At 65.3% G+C, this 25572-nt stretch carries 20 protein-coding genes; all 20 read right to left on the bottom strand.

Features of this window, described 5'->3' with window-relative positions; all coding sequences use genetic code 11:
- Positions 1-25 precede the first annotated feature (25 nt).
- The 20 genes from BXY39_RS19095 to BXY39_RS01900 all read right to left on the bottom strand — a co-directional run bounded on the left by BXY39_RS19095 (position 26) and on the right by BXY39_RS01900 (position 25491).
- Complete coding sequence (locus tag BXY39_RS19095; protein WP_147453434.1) at positions 26-559, bottom strand: hypothetical protein; 534 nt, start codon at positions 557-559, stop codon at positions 26-28.
- Between the two features lie 11 nt (positions 560-570).
- Positions 571-2109 carry a hypothetical protein gene (locus BXY39_RS01990; RefSeq protein WP_147453433.1) on the bottom strand — a complete coding sequence of 513 codons (1539 nt, stop codon included), beginning with the start codon at positions 2107-2109 and terminating at the stop codon, positions 571-573.
- 139 nt (positions 2110-2248) lie between these two features.
- Positions 2249-4312, bottom strand: coding sequence for a hypothetical protein (locus BXY39_RS01985; RefSeq protein ID WP_170163555.1), 2064 nt, complete (start codon positions 4310-4312; stop codon positions 2249-2251).
- Complete coding sequence (locus BXY39_RS01980; RefSeq protein ID WP_121937152.1) at positions 4312-4998, bottom strand: phage adaptor protein; 687 nt, start codon at positions 4996-4998, stop codon at positions 4312-4314. Before BXY39_RS01980 ends, BXY39_RS01985 begins: the two co-directional genes overlap by 1 nt.
- Positions 4999-5020: 22 nt before the next feature.
- Entirely contained in the window at positions 5021-5605 is a 585-nt protein-coding gene (locus tag BXY39_RS01975; RefSeq protein ID WP_121937151.1) for a hypothetical protein, read from the bottom strand.
- A 190-nt stretch (positions 5606-5795) separates the two neighbouring features.
- Complete coding sequence (locus BXY39_RS01970; RefSeq protein WP_170163554.1) at positions 5796-6209, bottom strand: type II toxin-antitoxin system HicB family antitoxin; 414 nt, start codon at positions 6207-6209, stop codon at positions 5796-5798.
- Between the two features lie 50 nt (positions 6210-6259).
- Positions 6260-6466 (bottom strand): type II toxin-antitoxin system HicA family toxin, encoded by a 207-nt coding sequence (locus tag BXY39_RS19260; RefSeq protein ID WP_211332035.1) that lies wholly within the window; start codon positions 6464-6466, stop codon positions 6260-6262.
- Positions 6467-7170: 704 nt separating this feature from the next.
- Entirely contained in the window at positions 7171-8175 is a 1005-nt protein-coding gene (locus tag BXY39_RS01965) for a N4-gp56 family major capsid protein (protein ID WP_121937149.1), read from the bottom strand.
- 227 nt (positions 8176-8402) lie between these two features.
- On the bottom strand, positions 8403-9572 hold the full coding sequence (locus BXY39_RS01960; protein WP_121937148.1) for a hypothetical protein: 1170 nt from the start codon (positions 9570-9572) through the stop codon (positions 8403-8405).
- Positions 9573-9679: 107 nt separating this feature from the next.
- Positions 9680-9958 carry a hypothetical protein gene (locus BXY39_RS01955; protein WP_121937147.1) on the bottom strand — a complete coding sequence of 93 codons (279 nt, stop codon included), beginning with the start codon at positions 9956-9958 and terminating at the stop codon, positions 9680-9682.
- 62 nt (positions 9959-10020) lie between these two features.
- Positions 10021-12399, bottom strand: coding sequence for a hypothetical protein (locus tag BXY39_RS01950; RefSeq protein WP_147453431.1), 2379 nt, complete (start codon positions 12397-12399; stop codon positions 10021-10023).
- 49 nt (positions 12400-12448) lie between these two features.
- Positions 12449-13264 carry a phage terminase large subunit family protein gene (locus tag BXY39_RS01945; protein WP_211332034.1) on the bottom strand — a complete coding sequence of 272 codons (816 nt, stop codon included), beginning with the start codon at positions 13262-13264 and terminating at the stop codon, positions 12449-12451.
- Positions 13265-13354: 90 nt separating this feature from the next.
- The gene (locus BXY39_RS01940; RefSeq protein ID WP_170163553.1) at positions 13355-14179 is read right to left on the bottom strand and encodes a terminase large subunit domain-containing protein; all 825 of its coding nucleotides are present in this window, start codon (positions 14177-14179) and stop codon (positions 13355-13357) included.
- A gap of 583 nt (positions 14180-14762) precedes the next feature.
- Complete coding sequence (locus BXY39_RS01930) at positions 14763-15350, bottom strand: hypothetical protein (protein WP_121937144.1); 588 nt, start codon at positions 15348-15350, stop codon at positions 14763-14765.
- Positions 15351-15411: 61 nt separating this feature from the next.
- On the bottom strand, positions 15412-17889 hold the full coding sequence (locus tag BXY39_RS01925; protein ID WP_121937143.1) for a tail fiber domain-containing protein: 2478 nt from the start codon (positions 17887-17889) through the stop codon (positions 15412-15414).
- A gap of 136 nt (positions 17890-18025) precedes the next feature.
- On the bottom strand, positions 18026-19303 hold the full coding sequence (locus BXY39_RS01920; protein ID WP_121937142.1) for a phage head spike fiber domain-containing protein: 1278 nt from the start codon (positions 19301-19303) through the stop codon (positions 18026-18028).
- 460 nt (positions 19304-19763) lie between these two features.
- Positions 19764-21824, bottom strand: a complete 2061-nt coding sequence (locus BXY39_RS01915) for a phage head spike fiber domain-containing protein (protein ID WP_121937141.1) — start codon at positions 21822-21824, stop codon at positions 19764-19766.
- Positions 21825-21920: 96 nt separating this feature from the next.
- Positions 21921-22154, bottom strand: coding sequence for a hypothetical protein (locus BXY39_RS01910; protein ID WP_121937140.1), 234 nt, complete (start codon positions 22152-22154; stop codon positions 21921-21923).
- 118 nt (positions 22155-22272) lie between these two features.
- The gene (locus tag BXY39_RS01905; protein WP_121937139.1) at positions 22273-23181 is read right to left on the bottom strand and encodes a hypothetical protein; all 909 of its coding nucleotides are present in this window, start codon (positions 23179-23181) and stop codon (positions 22273-22275) included.
- A 99-nt stretch (positions 23182-23280) separates the two neighbouring features.
- Positions 23281-25491 carry a tail fiber domain-containing protein gene (locus BXY39_RS01900; RefSeq protein WP_121937138.1) on the bottom strand — a complete coding sequence of 737 codons (2211 nt, stop codon included), beginning with the start codon at positions 25489-25491 and terminating at the stop codon, positions 23281-23283.
- Between the last annotated feature and the right edge of the window lie 81 nt (positions 25492-25572).

Genomic DNA, 25572 nt, shown 5'->3' with positions numbered 1-25572 from the left:
TACATCTTGTTTGCAGAACAATCCTTTACTGAAAAATCATCCAGAAAAACGGTAATCCGCGAAAAGGCGCTGAAGTACCTTCCACCAAGCGTTGTGAAAATGTCATACCATCATATGCGGCTGAATTCTGGGAATATAGCCAAAATGGATGATTTTCACGTGCGGAGAGAGATAATATATGGCCTATTCCACCACGAGGCCTGCATACAAGTAAATAATCACCTGCCGGAATGACTTGGTCGACTACAATCACATTATCGCCTGAAATTAAACCTGATGCATCTACAATGTGCTCTAAAGAAGGAGAGGCCGTTATTGCATCGCTATAATAATCATTTACCGGTGCAAACTTAAAATCTACTCCACCATTCCATGGACCGGAAACTGGAAATACAATTTGATGCAGTCGTGACGGTGCAGAAAACTGTATATAAAAAGCTGCCACTCTTCCACTAATCATTGTCGAACTACTTGGTTGTCCGGTGTTTAAGGTACCTTGATAGGGTAAGGCAGGAATACGGTATTTAATGTCCGAAAGTCCGGTGCCCAGATAACTCACAGCATCCTCCTTTAAATAATAAACCAGTTCGCCCCGTCGGTGATGACGGTGACGGACTGCCACGGGTTGGTCAGCGTGTATTCCGCCGCGCCGTCGATCAGCTGGGCGCCGGCGGTGGCGATGGTGACATTGGTCTGGCCGTTGCCGTCCTTGATGACGAAAGTCTTCCGCGCCGTCGGGGCCGGCAGGGTGACGGTAATGGCCGCCGTGTTGGTGCAGACCACGGCGTAATGGGTGCCTGGGTTCAATGTCAGGCTGGCGGTGGTGGTGGTGACATCGAACAGCCGGCCGCGCAGGGTGTGGCGCATCGCCTCGGCGAAACTGTCCGCGCTGTAGAAATCCGTCCAGCCGTCGTTGCCGCCGGCATAAATCCGCGCCGGCACCCCTGAGGCCTTATAGACCGAGGCGGTTTGGCGCACCCGCCGGGTCGGCAGGTTGCCGCCGCCGTCGGTGCGGGCGATCCGGTTGGCTTCGGTATTGCCGCCGGCGGACACCGCCAGCCCGCCGGCGGTGGTGGCGTTGCCGGCGCTGAGGGCGCTGTCGGCGGTGGACGCGGTGGCGGCGGTGGTGGCCGTGCCGGCGGTTGTCGCGGTGTCGGCGGCGGCGGCGGCGGGCACCTTGTCGGTGAAGGTCAGCGCCGTGCCGGCGCCGTTGACAATGGGCACCCGGTTGGCGGTGAAGGCCGCCGGCGTGTCGTCCAGCGCCAGAAAACTGCCGGTGGGCGCGGGCAGGGCGATCCATTCGGCGCCGTCCTCGGCCGCATTCGCCGCCAGCACCCGGCCGGCCTGGCCGCTATAGGCGGGCACGTCCAGCAGTTCGGGCAATATGGTCGGCGCGCCGGTGATGGCCTGCTGGGCGGCCGCCGCGGCCTCGGCCGCGCTGACGGCGGCGTCGCCGGCATGGGCCAGCGCGGTGTCGGCGTGGGCCGAGGCGGTGCCGGCGTGGGTCAGTGCGGTGCCGGCATGGGCCAGCGCCGTGGCCGCATGGTCGGCGGCCTGCTGGACGGTGACGCCGGCATTGGCGGCGAAGCCGGCGGCGTCGCCGGCATACGCCCGCGCCGATTTCAGGCCGTCCGCCACCGTGCCGGCGGCCTGTGACGCCCAGGCCCGTGCCAGCGCCGCCTCGCCGCCATGCTGGCCGGCGAGGATGAAGTCGGTGCCCGAATGGACGGCCAGCGCCGCCTGGCCCGCCGTCAGGTCGCCGGGCAACAGGGCCTGCCCGTCATGGCGTTTCAGCGCCACGGGGCCGAGCGGCACGCCGTTGCCGTCGCGCACATCCAGCGTGGCCGGGCCCGTATTGTCCGCCGGCACGATAAAGGCCAGGCTGAGCCCGGCGCCATACCCGTCCGGCGGGTGGGGCAGATCGGCGCTGTAGGCATTGCCGAAAGCGGTGACAGCGGCAAAGGTGACGCGCCCTTCCTTCAACGCCCGCTCATCCGGCAGCCGGTCGAAGGCGGCCTGGATCTGTTCGAAATTGGCATTGGAATCCTCGGCCCGGGCCAGGGTGTTCGGCTCCAGCCGGGGGCCGTGGGTGTAATAGTCGTTGCTCATGGCCTGCCGTCCTGTCTGTGTCTGCCTGCCGCCGGTGTCGGAAGTATTGTCGGTGCCAGTGCCGAGGGTGCGGTCGGGGGTGGTGCCGCCGGTCCTGATCCCATCACCGTCTTTGACCCCATTATCTTCTCTGTCCCCATTACCGTCTTTGACCTCTGGGCGAGACCACATAGGTCACGCCGTGCAGGGTGTGCGGCGGCTGTCGTGTGGTCCGGCCGGCCAGGCCGACGGTGATGTTGGCGCCCAGCCCTTCGATATGGGCCTCGGCGCGGCCCTCGACGCTGGAATAGTAAAATTCGTTCCAGTTGACCTCGTCCCAGAAGCCGCCGCCGCCATAGACGGTGAAATCCTGCGCCGGGATCGAGGCGCCGCCCGGACGGCCATAGTCCACGTCCGCCGTCATGCGCAGGGTGGCGCCGCCCGGCGCCGTCATTTCGATCTCGGCCTTGTGAAAGCGTTTGACCCGCGCCGGCGCGCCCAGATGGTTGAACGCCAGGCGCAGCGTGTAGGGCAGCGGCGCCCCGTCAAAGGAATTGCCGCTGTCCAGCGTATAGACCATGCCGTCGTCGCCGCCGGCGAACAGACGCTCGCGGCCGCCGGCATCCTCGACACTGGCAAAGGCGGTGAAGGGGCGGTCATACAGCATGGGCATGGCCGCCGGCCATGTGCCGGTGAAATCGACGATCAGCCCCTGACCGTCGGACCAGAAAATGCGCGCCTGCCCCTTTTCCCGCACCACCAGGGTGTGGACGGGGCGGGCGCCGGCGCGGGTGCGCGCGTCCAGCCACGGCTTGAACGCCTTGGACAGGGTCGCGGGCTCGAAATTGCCGTAATTCTGCACCGCCGCCAGGCTGCGCAGGCCGGCGGCGTCCATGAACACCGGCTGGATCACGGTGGCCAGCGTGTCGGGCAGGGCGCCGACGCTTTTGTTGATGACGCGCAGTTCGCTGTCGGCCTCCACCCCGCCGAAAACGGTGCCGTAATAGGCGGCGATGCGGTTCAGCCCGGTGATGATCAGCGTGTCCTGAAACCCGGTCAGCAGGTTGGTCACCGGTTCCTCGAACCCGGTCTCGGTGGCGCTGATCCGTCCCTCGAACCGGTACGGGTCGCCCAGGTTGGAATTGACCACCGACGCGCCGTAGGACAGGAACAGATGATCCTTGTGCACGGCGATATGGCCGGGCGTGTCGGGGGCGATGGGGCCTGTGAGCGTCTCGACCACCCGGCCGTCGAAGGACCGCGCCGGGCCGACCCCGTCCACCCAGTACAGGCGCGGGCCGAAGCCCGAGACGATGCCGCCGGCAAAGCGGCAGGTGCCGCCCGCCGGCAGGGTGACGGCCGCATCCGCCCCGGCGGCCACGGCAACCGGGCCGCCGTCCGCTTGCAAGGCTTCGCCGGGCTGAAAGGCGCCGCCGACCCCTTCGAACAGGAAGGACCCGGCCAAGTCGCCGCCCGTGGCCGTGCCGCTGCGCGCGGTGACGGCGGTGAGCGTGCCGCCGGCGCCGGAGGTCGCGCCCGTCAGCGTCGCGCCGACGGCCACATCCGCCGTGCCGGCGGTGAAATCCAGCTGCCGCCCGGTCGCCACCCGGTGCCAGCCGTCGGCGGTGGCCCGCCACAGATGTTTTTCACTGCCCGCGGCATTGTCGCGCAGGGCATACAGCACCCCGTCCAGCATATGGACGCCGCGCACCGGGCCGCTGCCGGGCACCGGCCGGATCAGGGCGCGCTGATGCTCCTCGGCCAGGGTGCGGTATGCGGTGTCCAAAAATCCGGTCGCCCCGTCCCGCACGGCGGGGCCCAGGGCCGTGGCCCGCGCCACACCGCCCGCCCGCAGGGTTTCGCCGGCGGCGAATGTGCCGTCCGGCGCGGCGATGACCAGCCGCCGGGGGGCGCCGGGGTCGCCGGAGCCATCAGGGTCATCCGGCACGGCCAGTATGGGTGCGCTGGCGCCCGATGTGTCGCCGGTGACGGTTTCGCCGACGGCAAAGGGGGTCAGCGGCGTGTCATGGTCCAGCATCCAGTAGGTTCGGGTGGACGGCAGGGGCCGTCCGTCGGTGCGCTCATACCCCTCCAGGCGTCTGTAGCCTTCGGGCCGGGGTTCGTAATTCAGCCCGGCAATGGCCCGGCCCGGATCGCGCCGGAAGGGCGGCGTCACCAGGTCGAGCCCGCCGCCCAGCGGGCTTTCCACCGCCGACCGGGCCATCAGGCGATGGGCTCCACGGCCAGATAGGGGGTTTCCACCTGTTCGTGCACCAGGGCGGCCATGCGGGCGGCCACATCCCGTTCGGACACGGCCAGGCGGAAATCCGCCTCGTCATAGGCGTGCAGCATGCGCAGGGCCGTGTCCACGATGACATCGTGGTGATGGGCCGGCAGGTCGGGCGTGTCGGCATTGCCGGCCAGCACCTGCGGGCTTTTGACATAATGGCCGCGCAGGCGGTGCGGTGCGTCCGGCACCGGCCCGGCCATCAGCGCCCGGTCGCCGGGGCGCACCGTCATGTGGCGCACCGGGCCCGGCCGGGCCGCCGGATGGCCGTAGCGGTCGCTGAACGCCGTCCAGGGCAGAAAGATCACGCGGGCGGCGCTGTCCGGCCCGTCCGCCTCGCGCCAGACATACCAGTCGGGCCGGGGCGTCAGCCAGGCGCCGAACCGGTCAAGGGCCAGGCCGGCCGCCGTCACCGCCGGGGTGCCGGGCGGCAGCGGTTTTTCAAACGCCGCCCGCCGCCACAGCCAGTCGGGGCGCGCATTCTGGACCGTCACCCAGGCGTCCGCCACCAGCTGCACGATCAGCGCGACACGCCCGGTCTGGCCGACCACGCTGGCCGGCACCCCGTCGCCCAGCGTACCGCTGAGCTTGGCGGTCTTGCGGCACAGGTCGAGGAAATTCATCGCGCTTGTCCCTTCCGCCGCGTTACCGGGCGCCGCCGGACGTGCTGCCCGTCATCTCGGCCGGCAGCGGCCCGGCCCAGGGGCCCAGAATCTGGAAGGGATAGGCCTGCACGTCGTGGGATGTCATCTCGGCCTCGCGGGTGTGGGGGTTGAGGGTGACGCTGTATTGCCGTTCCACCGCGTGGGACAGGATTTCGACGAATTTGCGCTTGACCGGCCATTCCCGCCCGCGCGGGACGATGATCTGCCGGCCGTTGCAGTTGACGGGCACGGGGTCGCCGCCGCCGTGTTTTTCCTGGCGCGGGATCAGAATGCGCAGATACCCGTCCATATCCCCGCCGTCCGCCGCGCCCGGTGCGGCAGCTAGGTCGCCCTGTGCCGGGGCGCTGTCCTCAGCCAAAACCCCGTGCTCAGCCAAAACCCCGTCCTGCTCCGGAACGATCGCCTGCGTATCCGGCGCGGCGGCGCGGATTTTCGCCCGCAGCGAGCCGGCATTTTCAAAATCCGACACGTCCAGCTGCAACACCGCGCGGGCATACCGCCGCAGGTCCCGCGCGCCGGCGCTGTCCAGCGGGATGGGGGTTGGGGCAAGGGGGGTGTCGGTCATCGGATGTCTCCCTGATTGGAATGAAAAGGGGCGGCCCTGGATGGGCCGCCCCTGAAACGCGATTGTTCGATGGTTTAAAGCGGTCGGTCGACGGTACCGGGCGCCTGTGCGCCCAAGTCAAAAGATGTCGGATCAAAGGATATCAGGTCGAAAGATACTCAGGCCAAAAGGATATCAGGCCAAAAAGATATCAGCCTGCGTCCAGCAGCAGTCTTTCCGCCGCCTCATGCAGAAAGGCGGTGCGGGTGATGCCAAGGGCCTTGGCGCGCCGGTCGATGGCGTCCAGCAGGTGCTGGTCCATCTGCACCTCCACCCGCCGTCGGGCGCGGGCACGGGACAACAGGGGCACCTGGATCAGTGTGGCGCCGGCGGCAAGGTCCTCTTTCACCTCCGGGTCCGTCATCAGGTCGGCGACCGCGCGGGGGGCGGGAACGGCGTCGCCGTCACGGGCCAGACCGTCCACATGAAAGGCCACGGCCCGGGTCGCCATCTGGATCAGGTCGTCCATGTCCGACCCGGCACTGAAACATCCCGGCAGATCGGGGAAATGCACGCCGTAATCGCTGCCCGCGTCCTTGTGCACAATGCCTGTGTAAACCGCCACTCGTCTCTCCTGCCAGCGGGTGCCCCGTGATACGGGGGGTGCGCTGTCCCTCACGCCCAGCCGGCAACCTTGTAAATCTGTCGCAGGGTGCCGGCGGGAAAATCCTTTTTCGGGTGCGGCACCGTCAGTTTCCGGCCCGTGTCCGGATGTTTGAACTGACGGTGGCTGGTCCGTTTTTGCTGTATTTCCTCCCACCCTTCGCGGATCAGCCATGAGGCGATTTTCCGGCTGGACATGGGCAGGCGTTTTTTGACCACGGACAATCCCCTAAATCACATGCGTTTCCCTACGCATATGATATGGCCCATGACAGGGATGGTTCAATATCTTGACCGTAAATATTTACGTACGTTATTCGTACAACAACTGACGCTGAAGTCAACATATTTTGTCGGAAACTTCCGATATGGCGATTGTTCAGGTTTATGAATTATGCCTTGAAACCCCGAGCCTTATGGATGTGTTTTAGGCTAAATGACTCGACTTTGAGGTCAAATCGGCCCACCATAATTCTGTACGACGAAATGGTATAAGAAAGCGTCTTATGCCAAATCCTCGTACACTCAATGGTTCATCCTCCGCCATGGTGCCGGGGATGTACGCTAACCATTGCTGCCAGAAACCAGTGCACTGGTAGATGGTGGGCCGATAAACCGACGAACGGCGGCTAAACCGTAACGTCGGCGCGACTTCCGCACTCCTTGACGGTTGCGGGCGCCTGCGACCGAGGAGACGTCTCACATGACGCGTAATTTCTCGGTTTCAGTAACGATTGAAGTAAAGGTCAATATTGCACTTTTGGCTCACTCAATAGTGCTTTTGATCTTTATCCTCAGTTGAAATGCTCCGGCGAAGGTGAGCTTTCGCCGGAGTTCTTCTTTTGGCAGGCTATTTCCTGCGTTCTTTACTCAGAATCTGAAGCCACTCTGTAAGTGTTGCTAGGTATAGTGTTAGTCGCGTCCTACAGTTCGCTGGCGGCCACCTCCAGGCGGGCCATCCAGGTTTCGTTCAGGCGGACGGCGGTGTAATAGGTTTTCCAGCCGACATAGCCGCGCTGGCCGAGGGGGTCGGACTTGGACGGGGTGCTGGGGTTGATCACCGTCGGCGTCACCGCGCGCGACCCCCGCAGCGGCACGCAGCCGAAGGCCTCCTTGCCGAAAAACACGATGGGGTAAATATCGGCATTGGTGCCGCCGGTGGATTTCATCGCGCCGGTCGCGCCGTCCTTCAGGCCGCCGGCGTCCGCGAATTCGCCCAAGTCCGGGCTGAGGACGAAGCGGACATTTTCCACCGTGCCCAGTTCGTATTCGCACACGGTCTTGCGGGTGCCGTATTCGGCGACGGGGACGAAACCGGGCAGGTCGCGAATGTCGTTTTCCACGTTTGTGTGGGCGACGGCGATATAGGATGCCTCGATCGGGGTGGTGTTCAGATGCACCGACCCGTCAAGGACGGCGGTGATGCGCCGGGCCTTCTGGGCCTGAAGGTTGCGCACCACGGCGCGCACCTTGTCCTTGCTGATCTTGGTGTTGACGGCGGCGCGGCTGGCGCCGTTGGCGTAGAACACCGTGGTCCCGGCGCGCAGCACGCCCCAGGTGACATCCTCGATGGTGGCGCCGGCCTGTTCGCCGCACAGCATGGCGGCATCCTTCAGCACCGGGTCCTCGGCCAGGTCGTGCACCCGGTCGCTGATTTCCACCACGTCGCCATATTGTTTCAGCGTGGCGGGCACGTCGTCATAGGCCATTTTGGTCGCTGTCGGCGTCACCCCCTCGACCAGCGGGGTGGTGGCCAGCGGCAGCGGCACGGGCCGGCGGAATTTCACCGTTTCCGTGCTGTTTTTCGGCATCGGCCGGCTTTGTCCGAATTTTTCCAGGATCAGCACGGGGCGCGCGTGATCCAGCATCTGTTTGGCGGCATGGGCGGCGGCCCGTGTGCCGATATCGCCATATTGTGTCTGTGCCATGGGGTGTGTCCTTGTGTCTGCGTATGTGTGGCCGTGTGTTTGGCCCTGTGTTTGGCTCTGTGTTTGGCCGTGTGGTTCGGGTGCGTGTCCCTGCCGTGTCACCGGGCGGTCAGGTTTGCTGACGTCTGCTCAGGTCTGCGCAATTCGGGCGGGGGCGGGCCGTCGGGCCGGCCGTCCGCCTGGGCGCGGTGTGCGGGCAGGGCTGTATGTGGCTGTGCGGTGTCGGTCTAGCGCAGGGTCCGGCGCCCGGTCCGGCGTGCGTAATAGTCGAAGGCGGCGTCGAAATCCCGCGGGGCGCCGCTGGCGGCCGGCAGGGTGCCGGTGGCCCTGGGCGCGCCGGCGCCGCGCCGTTGCAGGGCGCGTTTCGACGGGGCCGTGTGTGCCGGGTTTTGATGATTTGAGGCGCCATATGCCGCGTCGGCATACGGGGCCGCTTTCGTATCCGTTCCCTTTTCTGTTCCTCTGTCCGCTCCTCTATCCGCTCCTCTATCCGCTCCTCTATCCGTCTTGAAACGGTTGAGGATATCGATGGCCTCGGCCGCGTCGACAATGGCCGCGCCGTTGCGGGCCACGGCCGCGCGGATATAGGCGGGGGCCTCGCCGACCCAGTCGGCAAAGGCGGGGTCGCCGGTGATCTCGGCGAAATCGCCGTGGGCTTCCAGCAGCAGGGCTTCGTTCCTGTCCAGCTGTTCGGCCTCGGCGGCGCGGGCGGCGGCGGACAGCACCATGGACGACTGTTCCTGTCCCAGTTTCAGCGCGCGGACCTCGTCGATCAGCGGGCGGATTTCGGGAAAGCAGTCGGCCACGCGGGTCAGCGCGTCGCTCAGATCGGCCGTGTGGGCGGCGTTATGGTTCGCGGGGTTTGCACCCGCACGCTTTGGGGATGCGGTGGTACCGGGTGCGGCAAGGGTGGTTTTGGCGGCGGACAGTTCGGCTTCCAGTTCGGCGATGCGCCGGACCCGGGCCCGTTCCCGCCCCGAATGGCCGCGGGCGATGCCGGTCAGCTTGTCGATTTCGGCGTGCAGCCGGTCCCGTTCCGCCGTCAGGGCATCGGGCGCGCCGGCCCAGATGTCGGGCCCGGCGCCACTGCCGCCAGAGGTAACCGTGTCGCCGGATGTATCCATTTCGCCGGAGGTATCCGTGTCGCCAGGATTTTCAGCATCGCCAGCAGTGCCGGAACCATCCGTGTCACGGGCCGCCGCGACGAAGGCGGCGGAAAAGCCGTCCCCACCGCTGTCCCCACTGCTGTCTACGCCACTGTTTCCATCGCTGTCCGCCCCGTCACCATCCGTGTCCCCGGCAGTGTCCCGCGCAGCGCCCATCGCGGTATGCGCGGCGGTGTCGGTTTCGTCCTCCGGATGGGGCGTGTATCTGGTATCGGTCATGCTATCGGTCATGGGCGAATTGTCTCCTGTCGGGCACGCGCCGCCGGGCGGGCCGGGCGGGGGCCCGGCGCCGGGTGGGGCAGTGCTGTGGGTCTTCGATGTTAGGGGTTCCGGGGCGGTCAGTAGTCCGGCGGGCCGCCCAGGCCGGGATAGATGTCCGGCGCCGGGCGGGGCTCGGGCGCCGGGGTGTTCAGGGTTTCCAGCGCCGCCAGCACCGCCAGGCGCCCGCGCGCCGCATCGGCCCGGCGCTGGCAGACGCCGATGGCGGCGACGGTTTCCAGCGCGCGCGCCCGTTCGGCCGCGATGAAATCGGCGAGGATACGCCAGGGCACCGGCGCGTCGCCCGCGTCCGCCGGTGCCGGGCCGCTGTCATACTGGCCGCTGTCATGCAGGGTCATGGGTCGGGTCCGTCCGTTTTTTTGGGTGTCTGTCGTGTTTCAGGATATGCCGTCTTCAGGGTTTAAGGGGCGAAGCGGGTGCCGTCCGGCAGGTCCTTGCCGGTCATGGCCTCGCGCCGGGACTGACGTTCCTTGAAATGCATCTCGCCCTGGAAAATCCGTTCCTTTGTCAGGCGGTCCTCGGCCTTGTCGGCCAGCACCGCGCGCAGTTTTTCATAGGCCAGTTCGTCCCCGGTCAGGGCCTTGATCAGGGCGGTTTCGTTGGTCAGCCGGGCGGTGTTGAGACGGGCGGCGCGCTCGGCCGCGCGGTCTTCCAGTTCGGCCGCCAGTTTTTCCCGCTCAAAGGCCAGGCGCGCGGTCCTAGGGTCGTCCATGGGGTCGGCCTGGGCCTGTTGTTCCTGGGCCTGCTCGGCCTGGGCTTGCGCCTCCGCCTCGGCGGCTTCGGCCAGGCGCTGTTCCACCTCTTCCTTGGAATACAGCAGTTCCTTGGCGTCCAGCATCAGGGTCTGATAGACCGCTTTCAGCGAATTGTACTCCCGCACATAGCGGCCCAGCACCGGATGGCCGATGAAATTGGCAAGGACGGTCATGATATTCTGGGCCTGCAGCTCGCGCACCAGCAGCACGCTGGAGCCGCGCGCCTCGACGCTCATATCGCCCTTGATCTCGTCGCGCGGGCTGAACTGCATATTGTAATGATACTGTTTGCGGATGGCGGGCACGGTGATGTGGTCGTCCCAGTTGGTGACCACCCAGCGGAAAATCACATTGGCCGAATTCATCAGCAGGGACAGGCCGCTGGCGGTGCGGGTGGTCTGCGCCCCCTGTTCGCCCTGGGCGATCAGCGGCAGCGACACCTCGTCATCCACCAGGCGGCGCGCCAGCTCGAAAATATTCATCAACTCGCCCTGTCGGCTGTCGATGGGAAAGGTGGCGAAGGCATCGCCGACGGCGGTGGTTTCGTCCGCGTACCAGATTTTGCGGCCCTTGATCGCCATGCTGCCGTCGGCGGGCATGATCTTGGATTTCTTGACCACGATCTGCGGCCCGGTGGACAGGTCGCCATTGTCCATCATCATGCGCCAGGACGCATTGATGGCCTTTTGCGCGTCGCGCATCAGGCGCGGCACCCCGTAGCCCCACAGCGACGCCTCATCCTCGAAAAAGGGGCAGGCGTCATAAAGGGACCGGCGGCTGTCCAGCGGATGCAGGCCGGCGGCCAGCACCTGTCCCTGACAGAAATAAATCACCACCTGCACATCCGTCAGAATGTCGGCGCCGGCGATGGCGGCCAGCCCGGTGTCGTCGCCGGCATGGGCGAACAGGGCCTTCAGGTCGTCGGCGTCCAGCGGCCCGCGATATTCCCAGGCGACATAGCGGTCGCGCACGGTATGGGCGTCATCCTGGGTGATGGCGCGCAGGTCGGCCAGATAGGACGGCACCGCGTCCGCCGGCCCGTCGGCCAGCAGGCGGCGCACCGCGTCGCGGTAAAAGCCGGGCCGTTTCGCCCAGTCGCGCAGGGCCTTTTTCGTCAGCAGATGCCGTTCATAGGTTTTTTCCAGGTCCTCGCCGATGCGCGCGCCGGGGTCGGGAAAAAACGACCACGGATCCACCCGGACGAATTTCGGCGTTTCGTCCGCCAGCGCGCTGTGGCGCCAGTGGGTGCGGCCGTCCGCGCCGGTTTCGGCGACCCAGCGTTCGCGGGTGTCGCCGGTGGTGACCGGCCCTTTCAGAATGCCGGTGCCCAGCCGGCACATATCCTTGATCACCCGCCGGTTGGCCGCCTGATAGCCGCCCTGGATCAGCTGGTCCTCAATCTCGTCCTGCATGGCGTCGGCGCGGCGGCGGGCCTCGTCCAGAATGGCGCGGGCGCTCAGGGCGCGGGCGCGCAGCTCCGCGTCCCGGCCGCTGCCGGCCATACTGTCGCCGCCCATGCTCTGCGTATTCAGGCCCTCCATAATCACGCCTTCCGCATTCATGTTGTTCGCGTTCTGGCCGCCGTCGGTCATGTTGGGTGTCTGCGGCCCCCTGCCGGGCGCGCCGCCCGGATCGCGGGCGATGGCCAGGGCCAGTTCGGGCACCGGGGTCGGGCCGATGCCCCAGTTGCGGTCGTTGGTCGGGAACAGCAGGTCGGCCAGCCTGGCCTCCCACGCGTGGGTCTTGGGGCGGGTCATATTGGCGAACAGGCGGGATTTGCGGTGTTCCTTCAGGTCGCGTTCGGTCTGTTCGTCATAGCGGCCGTAAAGGGCGCGCATGTCCTCGGTCCATTCCTCCTCGATCCGGGTTTTGGCGGCGACGAAATCGGCGCATTCCCGTTCCAGCCGGTGCAGCAGGGCGGTGACGGCCTCCTCCATCGCTCCAGAGTCGACTGTTCCGGGATCGATTGCGCCGGGATCGATTGCGCCGGGGTCGGCTGTCTCGGCATCAATTGATCCGGTCACGGGGCCGTCCGTTGCGCTCCGGTTTGGGGCCGGTGGGGCGGGGGCGGGCTCAATATCCGGCACGGGCGTCTCCTGTCGGCGGGGCGATCGGCCCCGGCGCCGTCTCTGGCGTCGGCGCGGGGCGGGTTTTCGCGATGGTCTGGTATTCCATGATCAGATAGCGCGTGGCGTCCATCAGATGGTCGTGGGCCTTGACGATGCGGCCCTGTTCGTCCCGGCGGTAGAGCCGCCATTCGGCCAGCCAGTTGCGGCAGGTGGAAAACACCTTCAGCCGCCCGGTCTGCAGCAGGTCCAGCAGCCGCAGGATGCCGGCCTCGACCGCGTTGGCCGCCGGTCTCAGCCGCAGTCCCAGGTCCAGATAGTCCTGCATCAGGGCGCGGCCGTCATGGGTGTTGCGGCCGCGTGCCGCCGGGTCCACCGCGCCCGGTATCCAGGCGCCGCGCGCGCGGATGGCGGCGGCGTGCACGGCGGGCAGGGCCTCGGCTCGGTAATGTTCGGTCGTCAGATACAGGCACGCCGCCTCGCGGTCCCACGCGCCCCAGATGGCGGCGGTGCGGTTCCACCCCACGTCCAGCCCGTAGGCGCGCGGCCAGTGGTCCGGCACGGCGAAGGGGGCGACGGTGATCAGGCTTTCCTCCACCGGATAGACCGCGCCCGCGCCGAGCGACGGCGTGCCCTTTGACCGGGCGTCGCGCAGGTGCGGCGGGGTGCCGGCCAGCAGCTCGGCCTTTTCCCGCGTGCCCAGATGGGGCACATCGTCCCAGCCGCAGCGCACCAGATAGCGGCCGTCGCCGATATGGGGCATGGCGTCACCTCCGGTTTCAGGGTCTTGATCGATGGGGCTGAAGCGCCGGAACTCAGTCATCCAAGCTCAGTTGTCCGACCGCAGTCATCCGAACTCAGGCATCCGAACGCAGTCATCAGAACGCGGGCATCCGGCCTTAATCGTCGGGTCTCAGGCATCCGGTCTGGCGCCGGGCAGGAACAGCAGCACCGTGTCGGTGATGCCGTCCAGCGGGGTAAAGGTGCCGATCAGCACGCCGCCCGTCGTCATCACGCGCACGGCGCATTCGTTCCAGATGTCGATGGGTGGTTCCTCGTCCAGCCAGATGATGTCCTGCTCGGCCCCTTCAAAGGCGCCGCGCCCCTGTTCATAGGATTTGAAGTCGATCACCGACCACCGGCCCGACAGGTGGCGTATCCGCACCGTGTCCACCGCGTCGGTCAGGCCCGCTTTCCAGGTGATGCGGCCGATGCTGTCGCCGGGCACGATGCCGGTGCCGTCGACGGATTTCCGCGCCCCCTCATGGACGGTGCGGCCCAGCAGTTTCGTCTGCAATATGGTGCGCACGGTGGCGTTGGACTTGCCCGCCGCCCAGATGCGCACCGGCCGGTCCCAGCGCCGTCCCGTCCACCAGGGCGGATAGCGCCCGGTGGCGGCCGCGGCGGTGAAATAGCCGCCCGTCACAGTCTTGCCCACCCGGTTCGCCGCCATGAAGGCGACATAGGTGGCCGTCGCCGTCGCCGCGAAAAACTCCATATGTTTGGGATAGCGGTCGCGCCCGTGAAAGGTCTCGCCCCGCCACATATGGGGCGCATCGGGAAACAGGTGGTCGAACAGTCCGCGGGCGTCGCGCCGGTCCCGTTCCGCCAGCAGGGCCAGCAGTTCCTGCCGCTGCTGACGGCTCAGATGGTCCAGCCCCGTCGGCACTGGGGCGTCGTCTGTCACGGCAGCCTCGGCGGGGGCGCCGCCGGGCGGACGGGTCGGATGTGCGGCCATGCGTCCTCCTGCCGTGTTCCCATGGCGCTCACCAGCTCGTACACCTGACCGCATGCCGGTTTGCGCACTGAATGACACAGTGATTTGCACAGTGGGCCAGGCAGTGGGCCAGGCAGTGGGCCAGGCAGTGGGCCAGGCAGTGGGCCAGGCAGTGGGCCAGGCAGTGGGCCAGGCAGTGGGCCAGGCAGTGGGCCAGGCAGTGGGCCAGGCAGTGGGCCAGGCAGTGGGCCAGGCAGCGGATCAGGCAGTGCACCGGTCCGGGCGGGAGTGGACAGGTGCTGCCTGTCAAAATCCATCAGGGACTGAAAAACCGGGTCAGGGCCGGGTCAGGGTCCGGATCAGCGCATAAAAAAAGCGCCGCGTTGGACTGTTCTATCCATCCGGGCGCATGCCGCCAATTTAACTGGTTATCTATCAAGCATGCGGTCAATCCGGACACGGGTCAAGGATTTTATGTATGGTTTGATATACCGGGCGGCGAAAACATCGCGGCCCCGTACATGCGGCGGATGTTCCAATGTCTGCCGCCCCGGCTGCCAGCCGTTTTCCCGGTGTGTGTCCGCACCTTTTGCGGGGCTTCCGTCTAGTCTGTCCCGCTCTTTGTGCTTCCGCCGCCCGGTGTATCGTCCAGACTGTTCACACCGTCCAGACTGTCTGTGCTTTCCAGACAGTCCGGGCTTTCCAGACAGTCCGGGCTTTCCGGGCCGCCCAAAAGGGCGGCGATGCGGGCGTTGAGCTGGTCGTCGTTCAGCCGGCGGATGGCCGTGTCCGTCCCGCCCGCCGTATCCGCCGGCGGGCGCTCGCGGAAACTGGGGTCGCGCTGGCGCAGCAGGAACATCAGCAGCGTGTCGCTGTAGGCGCGGGTGCTGTCGACCCGCTTGCCGCTGTGATAAATGCCCTTGTCCACGCCGTCGACGGCGCGGCGCCGGGCCTCGCCGATCAGGGTGTCGGTGCCGGCCCGTTCCGCCTGGGCCCAGTCCGCGGCGAAGGTCCTGTCCTCCTCGCGCCAGCGGTAGGGCGTGGCCCGGTGCACGCCGGCGGCGTCGGCTGCCTGCGTCACCGTCAGCCCGGCGGCCAGCGTGTCCAGAAACGTCCGGCGCCGCCCGGCGGTCAACCGGGTCGCCGCCGCGCCCAGCCGCCGCCGGTGTGTGCTTTTGCGTGTGTCGGTCATATGCGCTAAAAAAAGGCCGCCGAAAGGGCGACCGGGATGCGAGACGGCTTGCTGTCGTCCATCACTGCATCGCCGCGATAATGCCGACCATCAGTTCGTCATAGCGGATGCCGAATTGGTCGCAAGCGCCGTCCGCATAGTTTTCCTCCACCTCTTCCATGACCGTCTCGGTGCGCGGAACCGGATGCATGACCGGTTGACCGTCCTTGTCGGTTTTAAGCGCACCCTGGGCGTCCCTGACCTGCACCATGTCCATAACGGGCCGCTCGACCTGGCGCACGCCTTCCACCGCGACGGGCTCGCCGTCGATGATTTTGATTTCGCTGTAAGGCTCGTCTTCGGTCACTGTGACGTCGCGTGTGATGGCTTTTGTGACCGTCCGTGTCTTCATGACAGGCACCGCGTCACAGCAGGCCCATCCGTACCTGACCGCCGCGCCGGCGCCCATCACCGCGTCAAAGGCGGCTATAGCGGCTTGAGCGATGATGCCGGTGTGGATGCGGGCACCCTCTCCCTTCGCGGCGACGGCGTCTTTCCACCGGTATGTGCGGATCGTGGCGGCAACAGCCAGAAACGCGGCCTTTTCCTTCGCCGTCAGGTCGGCGATATCCTGCTTTTGCGCCTCGTCGCTGGTGTTGATAGTGCCGGTGGCGGCATAAATGACGCTGGCCCGATTGCTGGCAGAGCCGACGCTGTATGTATTGTCCGCGCTGAACAGGTAGCCCGACCCGGTTAGACTGCCGCCAAAGCCAGCATTACCGTCCCGATCCATTTGCATGGCAATCCGGTCATAGTTCGCGGACCCATCCCCCGATCCAACAACATACATGCGGTCATTTGCCTGACTGTTGGACTGGATGCCGAAGATCAGATTGTTGAAGGACTGACCTTCGAAAACATGGGCATTGCCAGTAATGCCGAGTGCTGTCAGCCATGCCTCAGTGCCCGTTCCCACAAATCGGGCAAGTGTATGGCCTTGTGCGTTAGCCAGTGTATTCGTTGATACCTGACCCGCCGACACGCTGCCGGCGAAGGCGGCTCTGCCTTTAGAATCCAGTTTTAAAGCGTCCGTCGTATCAACGCGGAAGGTAACAGCATTCGCGGTACTGAAGATGAACGGCGCGTTACCGTCGTCAGATTCAGGTGCAAGAATGTTAAAGCTTCTCGCGCCCGAAGAAGGGAATATGCTCGTGTACTGTGCCAGCAGACCGCCGATCGTCGTTGTCGTGGTGATCAGGCGGCCCGCCGTCACGCTGCTGGCGAAATGCGCGGCGTTCCAGGGATTGCCCGTCGTGCCCAGATTGACCGATGCCCCCGCCCCCTTGGGGATCAGCGATCCCTGATCCTGCCCGTCGATCACCGCTTCCAGCCGCACCTGGGCGCCGGTGTTGGATGCAAAGGCCAGATTGACCAGGTTGCCCGTGGTCGATTGCGCGATCAGCGCCGTGGCATTGGCGGCCCGGCCGGTGACGGTGCCGGAAAAGGTGGAATCTGTATTGCTCATTCTTAGGGCAGGCCCTGTCCCCGTACCCTCAGGATAAAAGTCGATCTGGTCAAAAACAGTGTTTTCACCGAAAAGCTGTATGGTGCCGCTTGTCGCCGGATCGGTGCCGCCAACAATCGACAGTGCGTCGTTGGCGGAATTATTTGTAAATGCGTCCGCCGTGACCGTACCATTGATCACGACGTTGTCCTTCACTGTGACCCCATCGGCTGTCACGTTGATTTTCTGCGTCATCACCCCATTGTCGACCACGTTCAGATCAATGCGCCCGTTTTCCGCCCCGCTGGCGGCACTGACGGCCACACTTGTGATCGCGCCATAGGACCGCAAGCCGCCGGCCGTGTTGAACCCCTGGAAGATGACACTGTGTAACGTCTGAAAATCGGCGCCGGGGTCGATATTTCGCAGCCAGATGTCCCCGTCCTGGGATACAAGACCCCCTGCATTCAATTCAGCGCCGGTCAGGATATTGCCGGACGCTCTTCTGATCAGCAGCCCGGTGCCGAGGAAAGCGCCGTCGTTGCCGTAGCGGTAAATCGCGAAATCACCGCCGTCGCCCCCGGCGTCTTCAACCGTCGCTCCGTATTGCCAGCGCGCCACGTTATCGGTGCGCAGAACCGTCAGTTTCGTGGCATCGGGGGCGCCATCGATCACGATATCTCGTTCGGCGGTCAGTCTGCCGAACGTGCGGTCCGGGCCCACCTGTTCCCACGTGATCAGCGCGCCGGCGGCGATATCCAGGGGGCCGGGCGTGCCGGTGTCGGCCACGCCGTTTTCAACGGTGCCGGCAATCGCCGTGCGGGAAAACCGGCCGTCCACCCGCACCACGCCCACACCCCATTCGCGGGCATTGCCGTAGCGGATCAGATAGTCGATGGCCCTGTCCGCCGGCAGGCCGCCGCCGGTTTGGTCGACGCCGATATCGACGGCGGTTTTCAGATCCGCATGGCCGGGCAGGGCCGCGCCCAGCGAAATATCGCCGGTGCCGCCCGATGCCGCCACGCTGCCGTAAAAGGCGGGTGCGGGGTCGCTCATGGTTTGGGGTCTCCTGGTCACTGCATGAAAAAGCGGGCCGGTGGGTGGGACCGGCCCGCGTGAAGGGTGTTATGTGGCTGGGGGACGGCCGGGACCGCTGGTCCCGGCCGAAAGGGGCACGCTTTTCAGGGGGCCTTCAGGCCGTCACGGCCTCCAGCGTGCTGTCGGGCAGGCGCCGTGGCCAGTAGGCCACGCGTTTAAGATGCGCATTGGCCGGTGCGATGCCGCCTATATTGCCGATGTCGAGCTGCGTGGTATCCGGCACATCGACCGTGGTAAAGGTAAAGACGGGCAAGCCGTTGATGGTAAAGGCGGCGTCGTTTTCGGCAAAGGCCCCAATGGCGGTAAAACGCACGCCGGGGGGTACGTTGCCCCGCGTGCTACTCACCGATGCAACAGCCGCCTTGCGCACGAGAAAGGCGATCGTGTTGTTCGTGCCGCCATAGAACAGGCTGACTTCATTGTTGAAATCGCCGGTAGTGGCACCGATGAAATGGTCGAAGGTTTCGTCCGCCGCGCCGATTTTTGCCGCGTCCACGAAAAAGGTGCCCACACCCTGGCGGTATGTGTCGGCGAACGGCGTGCCGCTGATGCGCACCACATCGGTCGCCCGTGTCACCGCGCTGGCGGCGGTGGGAATATAGCTGGTGACGAAAGCACCCTCCTCGAATTGCGCACCCCAAAGCAGCACGCTGCGGGCCGTGACACCGCCGAATGTGGATATGCTCAGGTTGCCTGATGTGCTGCCCGGCGTTCCCGCCAGAACCAGCCGCTGCCAGACCCCGGTCAGGGTGAAGGTTTCCAGTGTGCCCGAATTGTCCACCAGAATTGTCTCGCCCGCCGTGCCTTTGATCCAGATGGATGCCTGATAGGTCACACCGACTGTGACGGTGATATTCTGTGCGATTATCTGGTCGGCGGCGGCGAAATCGATCCGGTCGGCGGTCTGTGTGCCATCGGGGGCGATGGCGTCGTTCGGCGTCACGGTGACACCGGCTGTCCTGGGCCACACCGTATTGTCGAAGGCCTCGCTGCGCAGTGCGATGTTGGTGCGCGCCTCCTCGATCAGGAGACCCCTGTTTTCCAGGGTCGCCGGGTCATGATCGATGCGGGGCGTGTTGGCCGCCACGCTTTCCACCAGGCCCAGTCCGTTGACGCGGGTCGCCGTGCCGGCGCGGGTGACGGTGACGGTGGAGGGAAAGGTCTGGTTGTCGCTTTGCACGCCGTCGCGGATGCCAGCGAAATTCAGCTCCAGCGTCGGTGTGACCCCGGCGATGCCGGCAAGGCTGCCGCCATTGTTGTCCACATATTGCTTGGTGGCGGCTTCCAGCGGGGCGGTCGGGTCGCCGCCCAGCGTCACGCTGCCGTTGACGACGGCATTGCCGTGGATGGTCGCTGCTGTCTGTGCGGTCATGGGTCGTTCTCCTTAAAATGTTAAGGTTGGGGGAGGGGAGAGCGGGCCGCCAACCGGCCCGCCCGGCGTGGCCCTGCGGTGTCCTTGCGTTGCTTTGCGCTGTCTTTAAGGGGCCTTGGGCCGTTAATGCCGCCGCCGTGCGGTCTTGGCCGGTCTGCTATCAGTCAGTGCGCGGCCAATCAGTCTGCGACCAGTGCCGCGCGGACACGCGCGATGAACAGTGTAAAAAATCCCCGCAAACGCGGGGGACCACATAAAGGTGATATTTTGCTCCCGTGCCCCTGGCCTTGTGCCGGTTGCGCACGCCAGACGCGCCCGACTGCAAGGGGCCGGTGCCGGACAGATCGGACCTCAGCCCGTCAACAGGCCCTTTTGTCCTGCGCCGTCTGTGCCGCGTACCCATGGCAGGACGGCGGTCCTGTCTGTCTCTGCGCCGGTTATGGGCCAGGTGTCGTATAATTCATGCGGTCAACGCCTGAAGGGTTGTGTCAGCCAGGCGGCGGGGCCAATAGGTCAGGCGCTTGATGTGGCCGTTCAGTAATGCTGAGGTTTCCGCGACATTGGCGAATCCGACAAAGAACTGAGAGGCGTCAGCATCTGTAAACGTACCATCATCTCTGGTGTAGGCACCATTTGCCGCAACGGTTTGACTAACGGTGTCAAATGAGAAGGCAACTTTGTTTTTACCGGAAATCAGCGTCCCCACAGGGCTTACTGTTTGGCGGACACCTGCGTTTGTGCGCGTTACACCGACTGCCTGGGATATGTTTTGACGGGTGTCGAGCTGGAGACCATACCCCCTCAAATTACCCTGGCCATTGTTCAGGTAGAACAAGCCACGCACTGAAAGCTCGGCAGGCATGAATGTTGTTTCCGCGTAAAAAGTGGAAATTCTTTGTCGCAACCATTGGTCTACAAGAACCGATACAATATCCGCCGTCCGTGTCGCCTGTACCGTCGTTGTCGGGATGTAGCTGGTGGCAAAGACGCCTTGCTCAATCTGTGCACCCCAGAACAATATACCGGATGTACCGTCACCGGTGGCATTGCGCGCCGACAGTCGCATATTCAGTGACGATTGCCCGGGCCCGGCGGTAAATGTCAGCATCAACCGATACCATCCGTCAGGGTAGGCGATGGCGGCGATGTCTCCGCCAAAACCGCCGGTCACCCCATTTGACGTTGCGACATGCGCACGGGCAATCTGGGCCCCCTCCAACGTGAAGATTGCCAGATTGCCCTGCTCGAAATCCGCTTGGCGCACGAATACGCTCGCAGTATATGGCGTGGCTTCATCAACAACAAAATCCTGACGCGCCAGGCCCGAGGTTGAACCGGCATCCGCAATCACTTTGGTGGCGGTGACAGTGCCGTCAGGCGCTCTCGCGGTGTCGGTTATGAGTGTGGACTGGAATGTGCCCCATCCGGACTTGCCTATCCCTCCGCTGTTGAGAAGAAAATTCGTCCGCTGTTCTTCCACCAGCAGCCCTAAAGGCTCCAGCGTGGCCGGATCATGGTCCAGCCGTGCTGTGTTGGCCGCGACCGTCTCGATCACGCCCCTCCCGTTGACACGCGTTGCCGTGCCGGCGCGGGTGGTGGTCAGCGCCGCGGGCAGGCTGCCGGGGTGGGTGTGGACCCCGTCGCGGATGGCGGCGAAATTCAGGTCCAGGCTCGGAGCGCTGCCGGCGATACCCTCCGGCGTGGCGGCCAGGTCATCGACATAGTGTTTGGTCGCCGCCTCCAGCGGCTGCGCCGGGTCACGGGCAAGCGTGACGTGGCCGGTGCCGAGGTTGATACTCTGTGCTGTCAAATGCCCTTCCAGCGACACATCGCCGTTTTCGTCCGCGACGACCGCCTCGGCCCAGCGGGTGAAGGCCGCCGCCCTTTCCCGGCGGATGTAAAAGGTCGCATATCCGCCCCGGTCGTCAGTGACCGGGAACCAGATCTGATGGTTGTCGCCGGGGGCGGCGCCCTGCACATGCAGCAGCGTCCCGGCGTCTGAAGCCGGCACCTGGGGCGGGGTGTGCAGCGTGCCGGCGGCGCGGCCGGCCGTATGGTAAACGCCGGCCTCGACCGGCAGGGCATTCAGATCGCGCACCGCCTGCCCGCCCGGCCGCGTAAAATAGCCGGTGTTGACAAGCGAGGTGCCGTCAATCCGCACATCCTCCACCGTGACCGCGCCGAACGTACGGTCCGGCCCCGCCTGCTCCCACGTGATCCGCGCGCCGGCGGCGATGTCCAGCGGCGCGGGGTCGACCGTATCCTCCACCCCGTCGACGATGGTGCCGGCCACATTGGTGCGGGCCAGAAAACCGCTGGTCCGCACCGTGCCCGTGCCCCATTCCCGGGTGTTGCCATACTGGATCAGATAGTCGACCGCCCGGTCGGCCGGCACGGTGCCGCCATATCCAGTGGCCAGCTTCAGGTCCGCGTGGCCGGGCAGGGCCGCGCCCAGGGAAATATCGCCGATGCCGCCGCTGGCGGCGATGCTGCCGTAAAAGGGGGGGATGGGGGATGTCATCGCTTTCGGGTCCTGTACGCAGGGGAAGTGGGCGTGAAAAAAGCCGCCCCGGGGTCCGGGGCGGCTTTAAACGTCTGTGGACAGCACGTGTCGGCGTTATCCGGGGCTGCCGGCGCCGGCGCCGTTGTCCGGCACCGGGCCGTCCGCTGCGGCCTGGTGCGGGCGCGCCGCCGCCGTCAGGGCGGCGATGATCTGGTTGAAGGCCGGCACTTCGCTGCCCTGCAACTGCACGCGCGCCAGAAATTGCAGCGTCGCCTCGGCGATTTGGGGGCTCAGATTGGTCGGCTTCAGGCCGGTCGGGTTCAGGTCAGTCGTGTTCTGGGGGGACATGGGGTCTCCTTTGCAAGTGGGATATGACGGGATGGGCGACAAAACCGGGCTCAGCCTTGTTCCAGACGGACCAGCCGGTCTTCCATTATCGCCAGCCGCCGCACGGCGGCGTGGGATGTTAAACGGTGTCGGCCTGGCTCACCGTGATCCAAAGCGCACCGGCCTTGACCAGAAGGATGCGGTCGCTGGTGTCCGAAAGGGTGAATGTGGTGCCGCCCACACGGATATTGTTTGTCTCCGCAATCGTCACGGTGCGCGCGGAATCAACGGTTCGCAGCAACAGCAGGTCGCCGTCCGTACCGCCGTTGATCGTGTCCAGCGTGTCGCTGGCGGCACCGCCTTCCGTGTCCACGAAATGATGGGACCGGGTGGCTGTGACGGCACCGGCCGCGATGGTCACCACCGTGGCGCCGCCGATATTGAAAAACCCGCCATCGACGGTGAAGTCCTGTGCTGTCACGGCCCCCTTGAACACGCCGTTGTCCCACGGGTTTCCGCTTGTGCCCAGATTGACGCTTGCGCCCGCCCCTTTCGGGATCAGCGATCCCTGGTTTATTCCGTCGATCACCGCTTCCAGCCGCACCTGATCGCCGGTGTTCGATACAAAGGCCAGATTGGACAGATTGCCTGTGGTCGATTCCGCTCTGAGCGCCGTGGTGTTGGCGGCTCTGCCGGTGACGATGCCATTGACCGTGGTGTCGTCCTGAAGCGTGATGGCGGCACCGGTCACGTTGATTTTCTGGGTCATGACGCCGCCGTCGCGCACACTGATATCCACGCGGCCGTTTTCCGCGCCGTCCGTAACGTCTTCGGCCACACCGGCCATCTGGGCGTAGGCCAGAAGGGTGCCGGCATCCGAATAGCCCTCAAACTGTAGGGCCGGCAGGACGGTAGGGGCCACGCCCGGATTGGTCGTGTCGCGTCCGGCAATATTGACATCCTCGACAATGACGCCGTTTGACGAAATATCGATGATGCTGCCGCCGGCGGTGGCAGTGGCATTGACTGTGGGTGCAGGCTTGGTCATTGCAGTTTCCTTTCAGGTGGCAGTGGGCCGGGCCTGCTGCACTGATGGGGCGGCAGGACCCATGACCCGTGGGGGAAATGATGGGTGACAAAACCGGGCTCAGCCCCGTTCCAGACGGGCCAGCCGGTCTTCCAGCGCCGCCAGCCGCCGCCGCACGGCGGCATGCAGCAGAATGTTGAACTGGTCATAGCGCAGGCCGTAGCGGTCCTGTTGTCCGCCGCTGTCCGCGTCCGTCCAGGTGTCGTGGCACAGGGCGGCGATGGTGTCGCCGTCAATGCCGTTCGCGGTCAGCGCGGCCTCGAATTCCTGCGCGACGGCGCCGGTGTGCAGGCGCGCGCCGTCGCCTTTTTCCGCCACCGCGTCCCGCAGCCGGTAGGTGACCAGCTCGGTCCCGTCCACCGCGTCCAGCAGGCTGTCCGAGATCAGCGCCCGGTCCTGTTTCGTCCGTGCGTCCGATGTCTGGATGGTGCCGGTGGCGGCATAGACGACTGTGGCCCGTCGGCTTGCGGTCCCGAAGCTAAAGGTATTGTCTGTGCGCGGTTCAATATTGCCGCCGATCACAACGGTACCGTTCGCTTCGAGCACCAGTGGAATGGTGTCATTCACCGCCGCATTCGATGTTCGGAACCACCAGTCGCCACCGACGGCCCGATTGTCGAAAAAATAATCCTGAGTAAACGCATTGGGCTCTCGGCGGAAATTGTTGTCCTGCACCGACAAGGCCACGCCTGCGGTATCGTCATCTATGACCGTCAAAGAGCCGCCCGCTGTCACCGTGCCGGTATGCTGTACCGAGCCGTCCGCCGCGAAGACATGCGGCCATGTGGCCCGGCCGTCAAAGGTGATCCGCGCATCCAGCACACCGCCCGCGCCGGACCCCCGGACCCCGATTTCGGCGGCATTGGCCGCCCCGTCGAATGTGATCAGATGCGCGCTGCGATTGGCTGGCGTGACCGGGTCGGCAATGGCGATGCGGTTTTGCCTGGCCGTCACCGTGCCGTTCCAGTCGACGGTGAAGACATCCGTTGACGCCGCCGCGCCGATCGTGGCGCGAAAGGCATAATGCCCGGCACGCTGCGCCGCCGACAATGTGTCGAACGGAGCAAAGGCCCAAAAGGCCGCCTCGCTGCCGTCGCTGGCCAGGAAGTCGTTGTCCAGCTCCCACAGCATGCCGGTGCGCCCGGAGGCCGATTTCATATGGTAATTCGGGTTGATGCCGGTCAGGGTGCCCACATCGACGCCGTAGGAAAACCCGCCCGACTGCTGATCGATGCGGCCCGTCAACGCGTCAAAGGTGATATTGGTGGCCGCCCCGCCAAAGGTCGCGCCGGCCGCCGTCACGTCGCCCGTCGCGAAATCAATGCGCGCTCTTTCCACGCCTCCGTTCTGGAAGATGCAGGCCCCCCCTGTGTTGACCGAATTGATGAACAGATTGCTTGCATTGGCCACCACTGCGAATTCCTGGCCATCTGTCTCGGTAAGGCTGAAGGTTGGGGCGGTATTCCTGATGGTGACATTGCCGGCGAAATGCGCGGCATTCCAGGGGTTGCTCGTCGTGCCCAGATTGACGCTTGCCTCTGCGCCCTTGGGGATCAGCGATCCTTGGTCCGGCCCGTCGATCACCGCTTCCAGCCGCACCTGATCGCCGGTGTTGGATTGAAAGGCCAGATTGACCAGATTGCCTGTGGTTGACTGCGCCCTCAGCGCCGTGGTGTTGGCAGACCGGCCGGTGACAACGCCGGCAAATGTAGCCCCGCCGGATGCTCTCGAAACCGACATCGCCGAGCCGAGAAAAGCGCCAGCATCTGAATAGCGGTACAGCTCGAAATTGCTGCCGGCGTTGGCACCGGTTTCGGGGTTGCTGGCGGCGCCATATTGCCAGCGCGTGACATTGTTTGTGCGCAGAGCCGTCAGCTTCGCCGTGCCGGATGCGCCGTTGATAACGACATCTCTTTCGGCGGTCAGTCTGCCGACTGTGCGATCCGGGCCCACCTGCTGCCACGTGATCAGCGCGCCGGCGGCGATGTCCAGCGGCGCGGGGCCGGCGGTGTCCTCCACCCCCTCGACAATGGTGCCGGCCACATTGGTGCGCGCCATCAGGCCCGTGGTCTGCACGATGCCGGTGCCCCATTCGCGCGCGTTGCCGTAGCGGATCAGATAGTCGATGGTGCGGTCCATGGCCGGCCCGCCGCCATACTCGACGGCGCGCTTCAGATCCACATGGCCGGGCAGGGCCGCGCCCAGCGACACCGGGCCGGTGCCGCCCGAGGCTGCGACACTGCCGTAAAAGGGGGGAAGGGTGTTGGTCATGACGGTCTCTCCAAAAAAAGATGGGTGATGGGGCGGTGGCAAACGCTATCGCCCCCCGGACACGGGCGGTCCGGGGGCTGT

Source organism: Eilatimonas milleporae (assembly GCF_003688555.1).
GTDB lineage: Bacteria > Pseudomonadota > Alphaproteobacteria > Sphingomonadales > Kordiimonadaceae > Eilatimonas > Eilatimonas milleporae.
This window is presented reverse-complemented; position numbering and strand designations above follow the sequence as displayed.

Bases quoted from the DNA above. Each gene is read 5' to 3' on its own strand.
- BXY39_RS01990 (WP_147453433.1), bottom strand. From the start codon at position 2,109: ATGAGCAACGACTATTACACCCACGGCCCCCGGCTGGAGCCGAACACC.
- BXY39_RS01930 (WP_121937144.1), bottom strand. From the start codon at position 15,350: ATGACCGACACACGCAAAAGCACACACCGGCGGCGGCTGGGCGCGGCG.
- BXY39_RS01945 (WP_211332034.1), bottom strand. From the start codon at position 13,264: ATGACTGAGTTCCGGCGCTTCAGCCCCATCGATCAAGACCCTGAAACC.
- BXY39_RS01920 (WP_121937142.1), bottom strand. From the start codon at position 19,303: ATGACCGCACAGACAGCAGCGACCATCCACGGCAATGCCGTCGTCAAC.
- BXY39_RS01975 (WP_121937151.1), bottom strand. From the start codon at position 5,605: ATGACCGACACCCCCCTTGCCCCAACCCCCATCCCGCTGGACAGCGCC.
- BXY39_RS01985 (WP_170163555.1), bottom strand. From the start codon at position 4,312: ATGGCCCGGTCGGCGGTGGAAAGCCCGCTGGGCGGCGGGCTCGACCTG.
- BXY39_RS01900 (WP_121937138.1), bottom strand. From the start codon at position 25,491: ATGACCAACACCCTTCCCCCCTTTTACGGCAGTGTCGCAGCCTCGGGC.
- BXY39_RS01905 (WP_121937139.1), bottom strand. From the start codon at position 23,181: ATGACCAAGCCTGCACCCACAGTCAATGCCACTGCCACCGCCGGCGGC.
- BXY39_RS01980 (WP_121937152.1), bottom strand. From the start codon at position 4,998: ATGAATTTCCTCGACCTGTGCCGCAAGACCGCCAAGCTCAGCGGTACG.
- BXY39_RS01965 (WP_121937149.1), bottom strand. From the start codon at position 8,175: ATGGCACAGACACAATATGGCGATATCGGCACACGGGCCGCCGCCCAT.
- BXY39_RS01925 (WP_121937143.1), bottom strand. From the start codon at position 17,889: ATGAGCGACCCCGCACCCGCCTTTTACGGCAGCGTGGCGGCATCGGGC.
- BXY39_RS01960 (WP_121937148.1), bottom strand. From the start codon at position 9,572: ATGACCGATAGCATGACCGATACCAGATACACGCCCCATCCGGAGGAC.
- BXY39_RS01955 (WP_121937147.1), bottom strand. From the start codon at position 9,958: ATGACCCTGCATGACAGCGGCCAGTATGACAGCGGCCCGGCACCGGCG.
- BXY39_RS01910 (WP_121937140.1), bottom strand. From the start codon at position 22,154: ATGTCCCCCCAGAACACGACTGACCTGAACCCGACCGGCCTGAAGCCG.
- BXY39_RS01915 (WP_121937141.1), bottom strand. From the start codon at position 21,824: ATGACATCCCCCATCCCCCCCTTTTACGGCAGCATCGCCGCCAGCGGC.
- BXY39_RS01940 (WP_170163553.1), bottom strand. From the start codon at position 14,179: ATGGCCGCACATCCGACCCGTCCGCCCGGCGGCGCCCCCGCCGAGGCT.